This is a genomic window from Saccharopolyspora sp. NPDC002376 (genome assembly GCF_053593195.1).
On record NZ_JBSFBZ010000058.1, the window covers coordinates 1 to 17,872 of the forward strand.

Annotated in this window: 13 protein-coding genes; 8 read left to right on the forward strand and 5 right to left on the reverse strand. The window is 66.2% G+C overall.

Going from position 1 to position 17,872, the window contains the following annotated elements; genetic code table 11:
* Positions 1 to 144: 144 nt before the first annotated feature.
* The 5 genes from pqqE to ACWCO2_RS29650 form a co-directional block, all read right to left on the reverse strand.
* Complete coding sequence (gene pqqE / locus ACWCO2_RS29630; protein ID WP_450131082.1) at positions 145 to 1,266, reverse strand: pyrroloquinoline quinone biosynthesis protein PqqE; 1,122 nt, start codon at positions 1,264 to 1,266, stop codon at positions 145 to 147.
* Complete coding sequence (pqqD, locus tag ACWCO2_RS29635; protein WP_450131083.1) at positions 1,263 to 1,502, reverse strand: pyrroloquinoline quinone biosynthesis peptide chaperone PqqD; 240 nt, start codon at positions 1,500 to 1,502, stop codon at positions 1,263 to 1,265. The genes pqqE and pqqD overlap by 4 nt, the downstream gene beginning before the upstream one ends.
* A 35-nt stretch (positions 1,503 to 1,537) precedes the next feature.
* The gene (gene pqqC / locus ACWCO2_RS29640) at positions 1,538 to 2,233 is read right to left on the reverse strand and encodes a pyrroloquinoline-quinone synthase PqqC (protein WP_450131084.1); all 696 of its coding nucleotides are present in this window, start codon (positions 2,231 to 2,233) and stop codon (positions 1,538 to 1,540) included.
* Entirely contained in the window at positions 2,230 to 3,132 is a 903-nt protein-coding gene (pqqB, locus tag ACWCO2_RS29645) for a pyrroloquinoline quinone biosynthesis protein PqqB (RefSeq protein WP_450131120.1), read from the reverse strand. The genes pqqC and pqqB overlap by 4 nt, the downstream gene beginning before the upstream one ends.
* A 506-nt stretch (positions 3,133 to 3,638) precedes the next feature.
* The gene (locus ACWCO2_RS29650) at positions 3,639 to 5,090 is read right to left on the reverse strand and encodes a LytTR family transcriptional regulator DNA-binding domain-containing protein (RefSeq protein WP_450131085.1); all 1,452 of its coding nucleotides are present in this window, start codon (positions 5,088 to 5,090) and stop codon (positions 3,639 to 3,641) included.
* Between the two features lie 708 nt (positions 5,091 to 5,798).
* Between ACWCO2_RS29650 and ACWCO2_RS29655 the strand changes: the two genes are divergently transcribed.
* The 8 genes from ACWCO2_RS29655 to ACWCO2_RS29690 all read left to right on the forward strand — a co-directional run bounded on the left by ACWCO2_RS29655 (position 5,799) and on the right by ACWCO2_RS29690 (position 17,803).
* Positions 5,799 to 7,193: a LytTR family transcriptional regulator DNA-binding domain-containing protein gene (locus ACWCO2_RS29655; RefSeq protein WP_450131086.1), complete on the forward strand. Its 1,395-nt coding sequence runs from the start codon at positions 5,799 to 5,801 to the stop codon at positions 7,191 to 7,193.
* A 248-nt stretch (positions 7,194 to 7,441) separates the two neighbouring features.
* Positions 7,442 to 9,685 carry a catalase/peroxidase HPI gene (gene katG, locus ACWCO2_RS29660; RefSeq protein WP_450131087.1) on the forward strand — a complete coding sequence of 748 codons (2,244 nt, stop codon included), beginning with the start codon at positions 7,442 to 7,444 and terminating at the stop codon, positions 9,683 to 9,685.
* Between the two features lie 412 nt (positions 9,686 to 10,097).
* Positions 10,098 to 10,559 carry an MSMEG_3727 family PQQ-associated protein gene (locus tag ACWCO2_RS29665; protein ID WP_450131088.1) on the forward strand — a complete coding sequence of 154 codons (462 nt, stop codon included), beginning with the start codon at positions 10,098 to 10,100 and terminating at the stop codon, positions 10,557 to 10,559.
* Between the two features lie 14 nt (positions 10,560 to 10,573).
* Complete coding sequence (locus ACWCO2_RS29670) at positions 10,574 to 12,259, forward strand: PQQ-dependent dehydrogenase, methanol/ethanol family (protein ID WP_450131089.1); 1,686 nt, start codon at positions 10,574 to 10,576, stop codon at positions 12,257 to 12,259.
* A gap of 473 nt (positions 12,260 to 12,732) precedes the next feature.
* Positions 12,733 to 13,206: an NADH-quinone oxidoreductase subunit NuoE family protein gene (locus ACWCO2_RS29675; protein ID WP_450131090.1), complete on the forward strand. Its 474-nt coding sequence runs from the start codon at positions 12,733 to 12,735 to the stop codon at positions 13,204 to 13,206.
* Positions 13,203 to 14,762: a formate dehydrogenase beta subunit gene (locus ACWCO2_RS29680; protein WP_450131091.1), complete on the forward strand. Its 1,560-nt coding sequence runs from the start codon at positions 13,203 to 13,205 to the stop codon at positions 14,760 to 14,762. Before ACWCO2_RS29675 ends, ACWCO2_RS29680 begins: the two co-directional genes overlap by 4 nt.
* A complete protein-coding gene (fdhF, locus tag ACWCO2_RS29685) occupies positions 14,759 to 17,581 on the forward strand; it encodes a formate dehydrogenase subunit alpha (RefSeq protein WP_450131092.1) in 2,823 nt (940 codons plus the stop codon). The genes ACWCO2_RS29680 and fdhF overlap by 4 nt, the downstream gene beginning before the upstream one ends.
* Positions 17,582 to 17,584: 3 nt before the next feature.
* On the forward strand, positions 17,585 to 17,803 hold the full coding sequence (locus ACWCO2_RS29690; RefSeq protein ID WP_450131093.1) for a formate dehydrogenase subunit delta: 219 nt from the start codon (positions 17,585 to 17,587) through the stop codon (positions 17,801 to 17,803).
* The last annotated feature ends 69 nt before the right edge of the window (positions 17,804 to 17,872 follow it).

Below are 17,872 nucleotides of genomic sequence, written 5' to 3' on the forward strand. Positions count from 1 at the left end.
ATCCGCGCACACAACCCATCCAACTCCCCAACAGCAACATCAACCACCACAACAACCATGATCCACAACGAACCAATCGAACTGCCGTTGCAGTACTAGTGGAGTCCAACTCCGCACGAGTGGGCGCCGCCGGCTGACGATCGGTCATCGTCTCCGCGTCGGCGCGGGTGGGCGACGGTAAACCAGGTCCGCTCGGGCTGTTTCGCCGGCTGCGACATCGTCCTGGTTGGCACGAACGAGCGCGTCCTGCACCAGGTGATGGTCGGGCGAGTGGGTGCAGACCGGGTCGGTGCGTCCCGGATCGCCGGTCAAGGCGAAGGCTTGGCACCGGCATCCACCGAAGTCGATCTCCTTACGAGGACAGCTGCGGCACGGATCAGCCATCCATTCCGTTCCCCGGAATGCCTGGAAGGCATCCGACTTCAACCAGATCTCCTCGAGGTCGTGGTCATGAACCGAGGGGAAGCCCATCGTGGTCATGTCCGCGGCTACCGGACACGGGTACGCCATGCCGTCCGGGGCAACGGTCAGTGCTGTCTGCGCCCATCCACCCATGCACGGCTTCGGGTAGCGCTCGTAGTAGTCCGGGAGGATCCAGAGGAGTTCCATCCGCTCCGCCAGCTCGGCCTTCCGGCGTTCGTAGACGCCTTCGGCCTTCTCCAACTGCGCCTTGCTCGGGAGCAGCAGATCGCGGTTGCGAAGCGCCCAGCCGTAGTACTGGGTGTTGGCGAGCTCCAGCCGCTCGGCTCCCCACGACGCACAGACGTCAATGATCGAATCGAGGCGATCCAGGTTCAGCCGGTGCAGGACCACATTCATGTTCAACGGCAGCCCGGCTTCGCGGATGATGCGTGCAGCGTCCTGCTTCTTGTCGAATCGCTTGCTCGCTGCGACCAGATCCGTCGACTCGGCAGCGTCGCCCTGAATGCTCAACTGGGCGCTGTTGAGACCCGCCGACACAAGCGATCTCGCACGGTTCTCGGTGAGCCCCAGGCCACTGGTGATCAGGTTGGTGTACAGATCACAACGGCGCGCCTCGGCGAGGAGCATTTCCAGATCGCCGCGGACGAGGGGTTCACCGCCCGAGAAATGGACCTGCACCACACCCAGCCCGGCCGCCTCGCGTATCACCCGCAGCCAGTCCTCGGTGCTGAGCTCGTCCTGCCGGTCGAGCAGCGCCATCGGGTTCGAGCAGTAGACGCAGTGCAACGGACATCGGTGGGTGACCTCGGCCAGCAGGCCGTACGGCTGCGGCACACCGTTCATGTGACCACCACCCAACCCTGGCCGCATGCATCCTGGAGGAACGCCATCACGTCGTTCGCGAGACCAGTGGCCTCGAAATCGTGCTCCAACTGGGACACCACCTGCTGCACAGTCCGGCTGCCATCGCACAGCCGCAAGATCGCTGCCCCGGACGCATTCAGCCGCACGACTCTTTCCGGCAGCAGGAGCAACTCGGCCTCGCGGACGCTGTCGTGCTTGAGCATCGCCTTGGTCACCAGCCGAGGCGTGGCCGTCAGATCAGGTTCGTGCATCATGAACTCTTGCTGTAAGCGAGTTGCACGGCGTCCAGCAGGCTCCAGAGGACATCGCACTTGAACTCCAGCGCTCGTACGCACGCGTCCTGCTGCTCCCTGGAAGTTGCATGATTGATCACCAGGTCGAGCAGGTGCGCGATGTCCTTGGGCTGCTGGGTGAGTCGAGCCCGGAAGTACTCCAAGCCATCTGCGGCGATCCACGGGTAGTGGTGCTGGACGTCGGCAATCCGCCGGCTGAGCAGAGCTGGGGCGAACAACTCTGTCAAGGCCGACGCCACGGCCTCCAGCCACGGCTTCTGACGGCAGAAGTCCACGTAAGCGTCCACCGCGAACCGCACTCCTGGCAGCACCGAACCGCTGTCGAAGAGCTCTTGGCGGGTCAAGCCGACAGCTTCGCCGAGGCGGACCCACTTCTCGATCCCGCCTTCGTCGCCGGTTCGGCCGTCGTGATCGATGATGCGCTGAATCCACTGGCGCCGGTCGTCCCGGCCGGGGAGCTTGGTCAGCACGAACGCGTCCTTCACCGGCAGGTTCACCTGGTAGTAGAAGCGATTTCGCACCCACCCGCGGAACTCCTCCTCGGTGAGCAAGCCCGCGTGCATCCGCTCGTTGAACGGGTGCAAATGGTGGTACCGCTGTTCTCCGATCGACCGCAGCCGCCCTTCGAACTCCTCAGCAGACCAAGCTTTCACAGCTCCACCTCCAGGCCGGCCCGGCCCACCTCGATGCCCAAGTCCGCCAACCAACGCCGCTCCTCGGAGCCTTCGTCGAGAATCGGGTTGGTGTTGTTGATGTGCGTGTAGATCTTGCGCTTGGCAGGAAGTGCAGCTAGCGCGCGGGCAGAACCATCCGCACCGCTGACGGGCATGTGCCCCATGGAGCGGCCGGAACGACTTCCCGCACCCTGGCAAGACATCTCGTCGTCCGTCCAGAACGTGCCGTCCAAGAAGACGCAATCGGCCGACGCCACCTGCTCGGCAAACTCCTCGTCCCACTGGGGCAGAGCCGGCGCGTACACCGCGGTTCCGCCAGTCACCTTGTCCTGCAAGTGAAAGCCCAACTCCCACTCCTCCGACTCGGTTCGAAGCTGCGAGCGCCCCAGGTAGCGAGGGGCCTTGCTCCCGGTCAGGAAAGCGGTCACGCACAACCGATCGTCCAGGTCCAGGGGTTTGCCGATTTCGATCGGGTTCCACGACAGGTTTGCGTAATCGCTCAGCAACTCCCGAACGGGAAACCGCAGAGCGAGCGTCTCCAGCACGGGGTCCGTTCCGTACACCGTCAGCGACGATTCCTCACGCAGCATCAGCAGGCCGATCGTGTGGTCGAACTCCGCGTCCGTCAGCAGCACACCGGCAATCGGCGTCGTCCGGACTCCCGGGCCCGGATGCAAACAGCGATCCGCCGCTATCTGGTGATGAACATCCGGGGTCGCGTTCAGCAAGAACCACCGCTCGCCGTCTCCGGAGACTGCGATACCCGCGTGCATCGAAGCGATTTCCGGGTTTCTACGAGCCTTGCGGCATCCGGAACAAGCGCAGTTCCACTGCGGATAACCACCGCCTGCGGCAACTCCTAGACAATGAAGAAGCACAGCAAGATGTCCTCCCTCGAATTCGACCGCTGCCGACGGTCGGACAACAACAGCTACCGTCACCTGTCGCAGTTCCGGTACGGGCGAACATCGCGTGTCATCGCCCTGAACTCCGTGTTGCATTTCAAAGCTTCTTCGACCTGCCGGACCGTGACAACCGATCATGAACCACCGGTACCGGATCGCTGATGAACGGCGGCCGGACCGCCACGAACGGCCACTTCCGGGCACTGAGGCGGTGCCGGCTCCGGCGTACGGCATGAACCTTCCGCCATGCGTCACGACCAGCGAGTATCCAACAAAGCGATAACACGTCCGTGCGGTTCAGCGTCGATGCGCAGGCTCGCGAGCAGGTTTCATCCATCAACGCCTCGGCACCCGAGACCCAGTCAGCCGTGGTGCGGCTCAAGCACCGCGCCCCGGCCACACCAACCCTGCATTGCGCGCGAACGATCTGGGCGGCAGTCAGGAGGTACCTGGGCGAATTCCCGCGGTCACGGACAGCCTCACACACCGAGCAATCGACGGATCTCCGGAGCATGGCGCCGCGAAACGGGAACGAGCTCACGGACACGGGGATCCGTGATCAGAACCAGCTCGCCCTTGATACCCCGCTCCAACTCGACCACCCGGCGAAGGTTGACCAGGAATCGACGATGCACTCGACGAAATCCGTGGGGTGCCAGTGATTCCTCGACGTTGTCCAGGCCACGGGTGGCGGCTTGGATCCTTCCCCGGTCCGTGCTCAACCACACGATGTTCCGATCGGCTTGGGCATAGCGGATCTCCGACGGAGAAAGCAGCACCAGCCGTTCGTCGCGGACTCCGATCACGCGCGGCGGCAGCGAAACAGCCACCGATTCCGAATACTTCTGGTAGGGCTCGCCCTCTTCCAACCCGAATACGCAGAATATGCCCACCACGTGGTTGGCGGCGACGACGGGCCGCAGGGTCATCGGAATGGCATCTTCCCCCGAGCACACCGCCAGCCGAGCATAGCCGCGCCACCGCGGACGTCGCAGTGCCCGGCACATCGCCCACCGCACGACGTCAGAAAGCTCCGGGATATCGGGTTTCCAGCGTTTCGCCAATTCGACCACACCAGTGGCGATGGGGTGGTCGTCTTCCAGCTTGAGCAACGAAACAGCTGCGCAGCTCGCAGCGATCACATGCGCGCCGCGGTCCACGGCCATGAACGGGCCGCTCGTCTGGGCACACTCCTGCTTGAACGCGGCGACCACGCTCTTGGCCTCCACGAAGGCGCGGCGACGGATCTCCTCTTCGATGCCCGCGGCGGCGTTGCTCAGCCACGTTGGCACGTGCTTGGACAGCGGTGCCCTCCACCGCGAGATGTTGATCGCTGCGATCGGCAAGCCGGTGACCACGTCGCGGATGGAAATCCCCGCGCAGGCCCATTGCTGGAAGCCTTCGCACCAATGCTCCGGTCCGGTCACGGTCACCGGGCCCCGCAGTTCGAACGACGTCCCAATCCCGTTCGTGCCTGTGCACTGCTCCGACCAGGACGACCACGGAGCCAGATTGCTCAGTTCAGCCCGCTTCCGCGCACCGGGGTCGCCCCAGGATCCGAGGATGCGCCCGGTACCGTCCGTCACGGCGACGACACCGCCGTCCAGCTCCACGTCCCGACCTGCCAACGCCCCGAGACCGCCGAGCTGGGCGTAGATCACGTCGTTGTCGAGCAGGTGGTCGTTGTCGTCCGGTGCCCCAGGCGCGATGTGCAGCGTCGGATCGACTTCATACTGATCCCGACATCGGTACCACGAAGCCAAGATCTCCGGTCGAACACCTTGCACGACATCTTCGCCGGCGGCGAAGCTCTCCCATGCACGAGCAACCGTCCTCGCGGTGACCGTTGTTAACGGAGAGTCGCCCCCCACGTGGCCCTGGCCGCCGTGCCCGCTCGATACGATCTCCAGCGGTGGCACTCTCCCCGTCATCACGACCTCCTTGTCGTTTGCGAGAGACAAACTCGAACGGCGACGGTGACAGCGGTCACAAGGTAGCTTTTCGAAAACAGCAACTCAAGGCATGTCTTCCCCGCGCGACCGCCTCCGCTTCGCCTGCCGCAGGCCCGACCGCGATTCGCTCCATGCCGCAAAAGCCCTAGCAGCAGACCTCATTCGGCTATCACCGGACGAACGGGAACGCGTTCGACAATTTTGCGTATCGGCGCTGGTAGCGGAACTTCAGACCCCGCGTCGCTCACGGTCGCTCCCCGGGCGTTGGCGCGCCGAGCAGGGTGGCGAGGATGCCCTGCGCGAGGTGGTCCAGGTACTCGGTCCGTGATCGTCGGCGTGTTACCCGTTGATGGGCGGGCGGCTACCGCTGGTCGTCGAATTGCTGCCGCTCGTGGGCCGTTCGCCCGCACTCGTCCCAACCTGGTTGCCGCCAGATCGAGGAACGGCCTAGCTTCCGAATTCACAGCAGGAAATCCACATATGCGGAGGTCCCTCGGTTCCCGGTTGGTTCGATCCTCGATCCGGGTGAGGCTGCGCAGCCACGCGTCGTGCAGCGAAGCGCGAACTCCGGTGCTCGAAGCCCGACCAGCGACGCTGGCCGGGCCGGTATGGCAAGCGGCATGAGCGGGTGGCCGGCAGGGACGGCTCGTGCCGTTCGGGTTGGTGACGGACCAAAGGCGGTCTCACATGGCAGATGTGCACCAGCTGGACCCGACCTCCCGCAGCCCGGGCAAGGCAGCGGTGTACGGGGCATGGGAACGATTCGTGCAGGGCGAGGACGACATCCGCGGCGTGCGGCCCGAGGTGGCAGTGTCCTGGCATCGGTGCCGGGACCAGTACCGGGTCGACCCGAACCTCACCGAAGCCCCGGTGGCCGTCGCGGAAGTCGGCCACGGGCTCGAACACGACGTCGTGTTCGCCGAACTCGGTTTCCGCGCGGCCTCGGTAGCGCGCGAAGTGAGCAACCACGGTGGCGTCGTGACCATTACCGATGCCACCGGCCGGGTCTTGTCCCAATGGGGAGACCAGGCCACGCGTTCCCTCGCCGCCAAGGCGAACCTGGCACCGTGGTTCTGCTGGTCGGAGAGCGCCTCCGGAACGAATGGCATGGGCACAGCGCTCGAAACGCACGCACCGGTGATGATCCGGGGTGCCGAGCACTGGTGCCAGGCCTTCCACGACTGGACCTGCGCGGGCGTGGCTGTGCGGGACGTGGTGACCAGGGAACCGATCGCGGTGCTCAACATCTCGTGTTGGCGCGGCGAACTCCCCTCTCCCGCCGGCGCCTGGCTGAGCAACGCTGCCACCAAGACCCAGCGCATATTGCGACGGCGTGCCCAGGATGGCGGCGCCGAGCTGGTCGCGGCCTACAACCACGCCAGGTCACGCTCGAGCGCAGCGCTCGCCGCCGTAGATCCTGCGGGCAAGGTGGTGATCGCTGACGAAACGGCGAGCGTGCTCCTCGGCGTCCCGAGCTGCACGCCGGCGCCCGACCCCGCGGTGCGCTGGAACCCGGGGCTGCCGGAGTTCATCTGGGTCGCCCGGTTCGCCGCCAAGCAGTCCGCTCGCAATCCCGACTGGGCCGGTTCGACGCAGATCTTCACCCATCTCGCAGACGAACCGGAACTGATCAGCATCCGGCCCGTTTTCCTGGCCGGACATCTGGTCGGCAACCTGATCTCATTCGGTGTTTCCGAAGGGGAGCAGATGCCTCGGGTGGAAGCCAGAGCTCGTCCTGGAGGGCGGCCACACCGCATCGTCGCGATGCGCGGCAACCGAATGGTGTTGCTGCGGCAGCAGGAGGTCGCGTTCGCCGAGTCGGACGGCAACGACGTGTGGCTGTCCACTGATCAGGGGCGGTTGCGAGCTGCCTCGGCGGGCCTCGACAAGCTCGAAAGCGAGCAGGGCGATGCCGGTTTCCTGCGGGTGCACCGCCGGTACGTGGTCAACCTCAGCCGCGTCCGCGAGGTCGAGCGTCGATTCAAAGGCGAGTTGTTCCTGGTCATGGATGACCAGGCGAACCCGATGGTGCCGGTTTCCCGGCGAAATGCGCCAGCCGTGCGCCGGGCACTGGACATCTGACGGCCCCTGAGAGCCTGTTTTCGATCCTGGTTCTTGGTCTTTGAAACGCCGGAGGCGTTTAGCCCACTCTCGGCGCTTGCACCGCCGCGGGTTCTCAGCGTTCGCCTGGCGAGGACGACCCAACTGCCGTGTATTGGCATACATCAAGTTGGGCACCCGGAGTCCAGGCGGACGCTGAGAACCCGCCACCGGCACCGCCACGCAGAACGAGTTCGAAAACAGGCACTAAGGCCCCGGAAGGAGTTTCCATGCCGGAGAACCCCGACGCCGTCGCCATCACCAAGACCTACGACCAGAGCGTGGGCACGCGTCGTGCTCCCACCAGTCGCAATCACCCGACCGCTGGTGGGAGCAGTCACGACTGGTGGCCCAACCGGCTCAACCTGAAGATGCTGGCCAAGAATCAGCCCGAGGCCGACCCCATGGGCGAGGAATTCGACTACGCCGCCGAATTCCAGAGCCTCGATCTGGACGCCCTGGCACACGACGTCGACGTGCTTCTGACGACCTCGCAAGACTGGTGGCCCGCCGACTTCGGCCACTACGGACCGCTCGTGCTCCGGATGGCATGGCACTGCGCGGGCACGTACCGCATCGGCGACGGTCGTGGCGGTGCGAGCGGGGGGATGCAGCGCTTCGCGCCGACCAACAGCTGGCCGGACAACCGCAACTTGGACAAAGCACGCCGGTTGTTGTGGCCGGTGAAGCAGAAGTACGGCCGCAAGATCTCCTGGGCCGACCTGATGGTGTTCGCGGGCAATCGCGCGTTGGAGACGATGGGTTTCAAGACCTTCGGCTTCGCCGGAGGCCGGGAGGACGTCTGGGAGTCCGATGAGGACGTCTACTGGGGCCCGGAGCGCACCTGGCTCGGCGACGATCGCCACACCGGTATCCGGGACCTCCAGGAACCACTGGCCGCCGACGAGATGGGCCTCATCTACGTCGACCCGCAGGGCCCGGGCACCCTGCCGGACCCCAGGACGGCGGCTCGTGCCATCCGGATCTCCTTCCAGCGCATGGGGATGAACGACGAGGAGACCGTCGCGCTGATCGCGGGTGGGCACACGTTCGGCAAGACGCATGGCGCGGCCAACCCGAACCACCACCTCGGCGCCGAGCCCGAAAGCGCCCCCATGCAGGACCGGGGATTGGGCTGGCGGAACAGCTACGGCTCCGGCAAGGGCCCCGACACGATCTCCAGCGGGCTCGAAGGAATCTGGACGTCCACCCCCACCACGTGGGACAACAGGTTCCTCGAGACCCTGTTCGCCTACAAGTGGGACGTCGAGCTCAGCCCCGCCGGGTTGTGGCAGTGGATTCCCAACGACGGCGAAGGGCGAGGCACCGTGCCGGATCCCCACGACCCGTCGAAGACCCACCACCCGACGATGCTCACGACGGACCTCGCGTTGCAGGAGGATCCGGTCTACGAATCCATCGCCCGACGCTTCCTCGCGAACCCGGACCAGCTGGCGGACGCCTTCGCCCGCGCCTGGTTCAAGCTCACGCACATCGACATGGGCCCGAGCCGGCGATACCTGGGGCCGCTGGTCCCCGCCGAACGGCTGATCTGGCAGGACCCGGTGCCCACAGTGGACCACGAGCTCGTCGACGGTGACGACATCGCCGAGCTCAAGAGCCGGATACTCGCCTCGGGACTGCCGGTGTCCCAGCTGGTGTTCACCGCTTGGGCATCGGCCTCGACGTTCCGCAACAGCGACAAGCGGGGCGGGGCGAATGGAGCTCGCATCCGGCTCGAGCCTCAGAGCACTTGGGACGCCAATGGTCCGGAAACCGTGGCGACTGCGTTGCGCACCCTCGAAGGAATCCAGGAGCAGTTCAACGCCGAGCAGCGCACGAACAAGCGGATCTCGATGGCTGATCTCATCGTGCTCGGCGGATGTGCTGCGGTGGAGCACGCCGCTGGCAGGGCCGGGCACGACATCCAGGTGCCTTTCACTCCGGGACGCACGGACGCCACGCAGGAATGGACCGACGTGGAGTGGTTCGCCACGCTCGAACCGGCCGCGGACGGGTTCCGCAACTACGTCGGGACGGGCAACTGGCTGCGGGCGGAGTACCTGCTCGTCGAGCGTGCCAACCAGCTGACCTTGAGCGCCCCCGAGATGACCGTACTCGTCGGCGGGCTGCGCGTCCTGGGCGCCAACCACGGGCAGTCTCCGCTGGGCGTGTTCACCACGACGCCGGGGGTGCTGACCAATGACTTCTTCGTCAACTTGCTTGATGTGGACACCGAATGGGTGGCGACATCGCGGAACAACGGGGTCGCGGAGTCCTTCGAGGGCCGTGACCGGCGAAGCGGTGAGGTCAAGTGGACGGCCGGCCGTGTCGATCTCGTCTTCGGGTCGAACTCCGAGCTGCGTGCGTTGGCGGAGGTCTACGCCGGCGATGACGCCGGGACGAAGTTCGTGCGCGACTTCGTCTCCGTGTGGAACAAGGTCATGAACCTCGATCGGTTCGACCTGTCTTGACCATCCTGGCGGACCACCCACCGCGACTCCGCGGCGGATGGTCGACGAATGTTGTCGTGCCACCCGGTCTTTCGGACAGTTCGTGGCAGTGGCTGTCCAGTCCGAGCGGTAGGTCGCACCGTGCGAACGGTACAGCCGACCGGACCGGCGGTCCCCCCTTTCGAAGCGACCGCGGTGTGCGTAGAGTTCAGTTTCGTCGCCGACGATTAATCATTACTCGGCCAATTGGCAATCAGGTCATGCGATCTCCTCGACAGCAGACCGGGACACCAGCTGATTAGCGCATTCGAAGTTCATCCGACACTTTCGCCACGAAATGTCCAGCAGAGGGTTTGACGGGCTACCCGTTCGTGCGGTGCGCCCGCTTGTTGAGCAATCCAGATATGGATTCAAAATGAGGAGGTGGAGTCCGATGACGACAGCCCAAGAACACGCTGACTTGCTGAACGAGCTCGGTTTGGACGTGCAGAACAAGGGAGCGATCGGTCGCGTGCTCGGGACCGGGACGATCGCCAGGGCCACGGAGCGAGCCGACGGCACGATGGAGGCGACGATCCGGATCAAGGAGGACGAGATCGCGTGGGATCCCGCGATCTTGGTCCTGCCGCACGGTGGCGATGTCGAACTGACGGTCATCAACGACGACAAGAACACGCACGCCTGCCTGCTGCCGAGCAACGGTGACAAGAAGTTCCTCTGGCTGCTGAACCACTCGAAGGGCCGGGCGAAGCTCAACCTGGATGGCCCTGGCTACTACTGGTACAGCTCGCCGGGCGGCAACGACGAGGGCCGCGGCCTGACCGCCGCCATCGTCGTGCTCGGAGAGGTGCCGCCAGAGGCCCGTCTCGACCGTCCCGACCAGCCGCGCCCGTAGGAAGGAACGAACCGATGACTGTCGAATACGTGGACGCCGGTGAGGCCATCGACCACGGCGCGCTGAGCACCGTCTCCGGCACGGCACCCGCAGTGGCGCACAACCTCGACCACGAACGCCTGCTCAACGCGCGTTCGGAGTCGCACAACTGGATCACCTACTACGGCGACTACGACGGCAAGCGGTACAGCCTGCTGGATCAGATCAACACGGAGAACGTCAAGCGCATCGGGCCGGCCTGGATCTTCCAAGCAGGCGCCGCCGGCCAGATCGCGGGTGCTTCAACCTACGCGTTCGAGGCGTGCCCCCTGGTCGTGGACGGCGTCATGTACGTCACCGGCTGGGACGGCTGGTTCTGGGCTCTGGACGCGAAGACCGGCGAGCAGCTCTGGCGCTACAAGCACGCGGTGCCGTTCGACGTCTCGCTCTGCTGCGGAAACGTCAACCGCGGCTGCGCGGTGGCCAACGGCAAGGTCTACTTCGTGACCCCCAACGCCCACCTGCTGGCGCTGGACGCCACCAACGGCAAGAAGGTCTGGGAGAAGACCATCGGAGACGTGCGTGCAGGCGAGAGCGCCTCGCTCGCCCCGCTGGTCATCAAGGACACGCTCATCACCGGCAGCGCCGGCGGCGAGTTCGGCGTGCGCGGCCACATCGACTGCTGGGATTTGGAGACCGGTGAGCACCGCTGGCGCTGCTACACCGTGCCCAAGCCTGGCGAGCCGGGCTCCGAAACTTGGCCCGCCGACGGTGAAGCCTGGGCGCGGGGCGGCGCGAACCACTGGGTCACCGGGACCTACGACCCGGAGACGAACCTGTACTACGCGGGCACCGGCAACCCGGCGCCCGACTTCGACGGCGCGGTCCGCGAAGGCGACAACCTCTACACCGACAGCGTCGTCGCGGTGGACGTGGATTCCGGTCAGATCGTCTGGCACTACCAGTTCACGCCGCACGACCTCTGGGACTACGACTCCACGATGGAGATGATCCTGTTCGAGCGGGACGGGAAGAAGCTTCTTGGTCACTTCGACAAGAACGGCTACTTCTTCGTGCTGGACCGCACCAACGGCGAACTGCAGCACGTCACTCCCTTCGTCGACCGGATCGACTGGGGCACCATCACCCGCGACGGCAAGGTGACGCCCCGGAAGTACCCGGACAAGGAGGGCGAGCCGGTCCACTTCTACCCCGGCCCTGCGGGCGCGAAGGAATGGACGCACGCGGCGTACAGCCCGCGCACCGACATGTTCTACGTGCCGGTCGCCGACGTGGGCGCCACCGCAACCCGGCGTCGTCGCGAGTTCAAGGAAGGCATGCCGTACTGGGGTGCCGCCGTGCAGGTGGACATCGACAACATGGCCGGGTCGGTCAGCGCGTTCGACTCCCACGGTGAGGAGAAGTGGCGCTGGCGAAACCAGCATCCGATGGCCGCGTCGGTGCTCGCCACCGCAGGGGATCTGGTGTTCACCGGCACCCCGTCGGGCGAGTTCATCGCGCTCGATGCCAACACCGGCGAGGAGCTGTGGAAGTTCCAGTGCGGTAGCGGCCACCACGGCAGCTGCATGACCTACAGCGTCGACGGCAAGCAATACATCGCCGTGCCGGTCGGCTGGGGTGGCTGGCTCGAGGGCATCATCCCCGGCATGCTCGGCGCAGGACACGGAGATGCGCTGATCGTCTTCGCCCTGCCGGACTGATCGGGCGGGCGGATCGGGAAAGTGATTGCCACGCCCGTTGTCGACGACGTGGTGGTGTGAAACCGGGAGACCTCCGGGCGAGTTCCGAGCGCACGACGCTCGAACGACCCGCCCGGAGGTCTTCTCACGTGAGGGCACCGCGAATCCGAATCATCTGCCACTGCCACGTCTCGTGGCGGGGGATTACACGCGTGACTCCGCGTCGACTCGGCGCAGTGCCCACCTTCCCGACGAAACTACGCCGGCACCGGTTGTTCGGGGTTCATAAACGTGGATGATCGCTATATTCAAGAAAGAACTTTGACTCGCACCGCGTACCCAACTAAATTCTAGGGTCACTACCCGTGCAGAGAGCGATCCACCTCGGCAGCCAGCTGAATATCGGGAAGGTGGAAGAACATGAACACGACGATGTGTCATGTTCACCAGTGACCGCCTGAACCAACGCACTACGAGCACACGTGGAGCGGCTCATGAGTCGAGCAGCAGTGAATCTGCCGGAAATGGTGCGATCCATTGTGGACGCTCATCGGCACGAGCGAGGTCCGCTGCTGGTGGTCCTGCAGGAGATCCAGGACCGCCTGGGGTGGCTCGATCCGGATGCGGTGCCGCTGGTGGCGGCCGAGATGAACCTGTCCCGAGCCGATGTGCACGGCGTTGTCACCTTCTACCGGGACTTCCGTTCGGAGCCGCCAGGCCGGGTGGTGCTGCGAATCTGCCGAGCAGAGGCGTGCAAGTCGGTGGGTGCCGAGGACCTGGCGGCGCGACTGGAGACCGCCCTCGGCATCAAGACGGGCGAGACAACGCCCGACGGCTCGGTGACGCTCGACCAGGTCTTCTGCCTGGGCAACTGCGCCCTCGGTCCGGCCGCGCAAGTCAACGGCCGACTGCACGGACGGCTCACCCCTGATCGCGTGCTCGACGTCGTGCGGAGGGAAGTCTCGTGATCACCGTCTACGTGCCCCGTGACTCGGCGGCCACATCGGTCGGCGCCGACGTCGTGGCAGCTGCCCTCGAGCACGAGGCCGCGGCCGCCGGCCATCAGATCAGGCTCGTGCGCACCGGTACCCGTGGCATGCTCTGGCTGGAACCACTGGTCGAAGTCGCAACCGAACGCGGACGGGTCGGCTACGGGCCGGTCCGCGCCGAGGACGTCGGCGAGCTCGTAGCGGCCGGAATGCTCGAGGGAGCCGACGACGACCGTTGCGTCGGGCTGGTCGAGGAACTGCCCTGGATGCGCGACCAGCAACGGCTGTGTCTGGCCCGCGTTGGGGTCACCGATCCGCTGTGCCCCGACGACTACGTCCGGCACGGTGGCCTCGCGGGTCTGCGACGGGCACTCGAGCTCGCTCCGGCCGACGTGATCGCCGAGGTGACGGAGTCGGGCTTGCGCGGCCGCGGCGGCGCCGGATTTCCCGCAGGCATCAAGTGGAAGACCGTCGCGGAGACCGCAGGCGAGCTGAAGTTCGTCTGCTGCAACGCCGACGAGGGCGACAGCGGCACCTTCGCCGACCGGATCGTGCTGGAGGGTGATCCGTTCTGCCTCCTCGAAGGCATGGCGATCGCGGCCTACGCCGTCGGAGCGCAGGAGGGCTACGTCTACCTGCGGTCGGAGTACCCGGACGCGGCGGCTGTGCTCCGGGAGGCGATCGAGACCGCCCGAACCGAGAGCTGGCTCGGCACGAACGTTCTGGGCTCCGGGTTCAGCTTCGACGTTCACCTCCGGGTCGGTGGTGGCGCCTACGTCTGCGGCGAAGAGACCTCGATGCTGGAGAGTCTGGAGGGCAGGCGCGGCATGGTGCGCGCCAAGCCGCCGATCCCCGCCATCACCGGGCTCTTCGGCAAGCCCACTGCGGTGAACAACGTGTTGACCCTGGCCAGCGTGCCAGCGATCATGGCCGACGGCGGCACCGCGTACGCCGAACTGGGCATCGAGCGCTCGCGCGGCACCCAGGTGTTCCAGCTGGCCGGCAACATCGCCCGGGGAGGGGTCTTCGAGACCGCTTTCGGCATCTCGCTGGCCGAGCTGGTCAACGAACACGGCGGCGGGACCCGTTCGGGCAGACCCGTGCGCGCCGTGCAGGTCGGCGGACCACTGGGCTCCTACATCCCCGGCACGCAGCTCGACCTGCCGACCGACTACGAAGCGTTCGCCGCTGCCGATGCCATGTTGGGGCACGGCGGCCTCGTGGTCTTCGACGACACCGTCGACATGGCCGCGATGGCGCGGTTCGCCATGGAGTTCTGCGCCGAGGAGTCCTGCGGCAAGTGCACTCCCTGCCGGGTCGGGTCGGTGCGCGGGGTCGAGGTCATCGACAAGATCGTCGGCGGCGAGGATCCCGACGCGAACCTCGCGCTGCTGAACGACCTCTGCGAGCTGATGACCGATGGGTCGCTGTGCGCGATGGGTGGGCTGACTCCCAATCCCGTCAAGAGCGCGCTGCTGCACTTCCCCGAGGACTTCACCGCTCGACGCGAGGAGTACCAGGAGGACGCGCGATGACGCTGTTCAAGGAACCTGATCTCGGCACCCCCGCGCCACCGGACGGTGCCCCCGCGGTGACGGTGGAAGTCGACGGGATACCGGTGACCGTGGCGGAGGGGACGTCGGTGCTGCGCGCCGCCGCGCAGGCAGGCGTCGACATCCCGAAGCTGTGCGCGACCGACAGCCTCGACGCGTTCGGCTCCTGCCGGTTGTGCCTGGTGGAGATCGACGGGCGCCGGGGTACACCGGCCTCGTGCACCACGCCGGTGGCCGGCGGAATGCAGGTGCGCACCCAGAGCGCGAAGCTGGCGAAGCTGCGTCAGGGCGTGATGGAGCTCTACATCTCCGACCACCCGCTGGACTGCCTGACCTGCCCGGCCAACGGTGACTGCGAGCTGCAGGACATGGCGGGTGTGGTTGGACTGCGGCAGGTTCGCTACGGCTATGAGGGCGCGAACCACCTGGATCTCGAAACCGACCACAGCAACCCGTACTTCGATTTCGATCCCTCGAAGTGCATCGCCTGCTCCCGGTGCGTGCGCGCCTGCGGCGAGACCCAGGGAACGTTCGCGCTCACCATCGAAGGACGCGGTTTCGAGTCCAAGGTGTCCGCTGGCGCTGGTGAGTCGTTCGCGGACTCCGAATGCGTGTCCTGCGGCGCGTGCGTGCAAGCCTGCCCGACGTCGACGCTGCAGGAGAAGTCCGTGGTGCAGTTGGGGATGCCGACCCGCACGGTGAAGACCACCTGCGCGTACTGCGGCGTGGGGTGCTCGTTCAAGGCGGAGCTGCGCGGCGACGAGCTGGTCCGGATGGTGCCGGACAAGGACGGCGGTGCCAACGAAGGCCATGCCTGCGTCAAGGGCCGGTTCGCCTTCGGTTACGCGACTCACCCCGACCGGGTGCTGAGCCCCATGATCCGCGAGAAGATCACCGATGAGTGGCGCGAGGTCGACTGGGACACCGCGATCACCTACATCGCCGAGAAAATGCGCGGCATCCAGTCGCGCTACGGCACGGGCGCGATCGGCGGCATCACCTCCTCGCGCTGCACCAACGAAGAGGTCTACGTCGTGCAGAAGATGGTGCGCGCGGCGTTCGGCAACAACAACGTCGACACCTGCGCGCGGGTGTGCCACTCCCCCACCGGATACGGGCTGAAGCAGACGTTCGGCGAGTCCGCTGGAACCCAGGACTTCCGTTCGGTGGCCAAGGCGGACGTGATCGTGGTGATCGGCGCGAACCCCACCGACGGCCACCCGGTGTTCGCCTCGCGGATGAAGCGACGGCTGCGCGAGGGCGCCAAGCTGGTGGTCATCGACCCGCGCCGCATCGACCTGGTCCGCTCCCCGCACATCGAGGCGGAGCACCACCTTCCCGTCACGCCCGGCACCAACGTCGCCGTGGTCAACGCGCTGGCCCATGTCGTGGTCACCGAGGGCCTCGTCGACCGCGCGTTCGTGGATGCGCGCTGCGAGGGCTTCGACGAGTGGGCGGAGTTCATCGCCCGGCCGGAGAACAGTCCGGAGGCGACCGAGGAGATCACCGGCATACCTGCCGATGACGTGCGCGCCGCGGCCCTGCTGTACGCCGAGGCGGACAACGCGGCGATCTACTACGGGCTGGGCGTCACCGAGCACAGCCAGGGATCGACCATGGTGATGGGCATGGCGAACCTGGCCATGGCCACCGGCAACATCGGCCGGGAAGGCGTCGGCGTGAACCCGCTGCGCGGGCAGAACAACGTGCAGGGCTCCTGCGACATGGGTTCATTCCCGCACGAGCTGCCCGGATACCGGCATGTTTCCGACGACGCCGTGCGCGAAGTGTTCGAGGAGCTGTGGCAGCGACCGGTGGTCTCCGAGCCTGGTCTGCGGATCCCGAACATGTTCGATTCCGCCCTCGACGGATCCTTCCGCGGGCTCTACGTCCAGGGCGAGGACATCGCGCAGTCCGACCCGAACACCAGCCACGTCCACGCGGCGTTGAGGTCCTTGGACCTCCTCGTGGTGCAGGACCTCTTCCTCAACGAGACGGCGAAGCTGGCCCACGTGTTCCTGCCCGGCACGTCGTTCCTGGAGAAGGACGGCACCTTCACCAACGCCGAACGGCGGATCAACCGGGTCCGGCCGGGGATGGCCCCGATGACCGGCAAGCACGAGTGGCAGATCTCGTGCGAGATCGCGCAGGCCTTGGGATACCAGATGTCCTACGACCATCCGCGCGAGATCATGCAGGAGATCGCCGCGCTCACGCCGACGTTCGCGGGGGTGTCCTTCGACAAGCTCGACGAGCTCGGCAGCGTGCAGTGGCCCTGCAACGCCGAGGCCCCCGAGGGAACACCAGTCATGCACGTCGACGAATTCGTGCGCGGTAAGGGGAAGTTCGTCCCCACGACGTTCGTCCCGACCAGCGAGCGCACCACGCGCAAGTTCCCGTTGATCTTGACCACGGGCCGGATCCTGAGCCAGTACAACGTGGGCGCCCAAACCCGCCGCACGCCCAACGTCTTCTGGCACAAGGAGGACGTGCTGGAGATCCACCCCCACGACGCCGAGGTGCGCGGCATCCGCGACGGCGACGAGGTGACGGTCACCAGCAGGACCGGGGAAACCGTGCTGCGCGCGGTGCTCTCGGACCGAATGCCGACCGGGGTCGTCTACACCACCTTCCACTATCCGCTCAGCGGCGCGAACGTGGTCACCACCGACAACTCCGACTGGGCCACCAACTGCCCGGAGTACAAGGTCACCGCAGTCCAGGTCACCCCCGGGGCCCACCTGCCCGACAACGCGTCACCGGTCGAGACCGCCGCTGCGTTGTCCGGCGAAGGAGGGTGAGCTGTGGGCACGCCACCAGTGCTGAAGCTGGCCAACGAGATCGCGGTGCAGTTCCGCCACTACCCTCCGCACGCGGCGGCCATCGCGATCGCCAACCACATGCGCATGTTCTGGGATCCGCGGATGCATGCGCAGCTGAAGTCCCAGGTGGCAGCGGACGGGGTGGGATGCGATCCGAATGTCGTCGCGGCGGTTGAGCTGCTCAGCGCCTCCGAGCGTTGAGCAGCGAGCTAGTCGGCGAAGCTGATCACGGCGCGGCCCCGGTCCGAGGTTCGGTCCGCTGGACGCCCC

Coding starts and splice junctions, on each gene's coding strand:
- pqqE (WP_450131082.1), bottom strand. CDS start 1,266: ATGAACGGTGTGCCGCAGCCGTACGGCCTGCTGGCCGAGGTCACCCAC.
- ACWCO2_RS29650 (WP_450131085.1), bottom strand. CDS start 5,090: ATGACGGGGAGAGTGCCACCGCTGGAGATCGTATCGAGCGGGCACGGC.
- ACWCO2_RS29655 (WP_450131086.1), top strand. CDS start 5,799: ATGGCAGATGTGCACCAGCTGGACCCGACCTCCCGCAGCCCGGGCAAG.
- katG (WP_450131087.1), top strand. CDS start 7,442: ATGCCGGAGAACCCCGACGCCGTCGCCATCACCAAGACCTACGACCAG.
- ACWCO2_RS29665 (WP_450131088.1), top strand. CDS start 10,098: ATGACGACAGCCCAAGAACACGCTGACTTGCTGAACGAGCTCGGTTTG.
- ACWCO2_RS29670 (WP_450131089.1), top strand. CDS start 10,574: ATGACTGTCGAATACGTGGACGCCGGTGAGGCCATCGACCACGGCGCG.
- ACWCO2_RS29675 (WP_450131090.1), top strand. CDS start 12,733: ATGAGTCGAGCAGCAGTGAATCTGCCGGAAATGGTGCGATCCATTGTG.
- fdhF (WP_450131092.1), top strand. CDS start 14,759: ATGACGCTGTTCAAGGAACCTGATCTCGGCACCCCCGCGCCACCGGAC.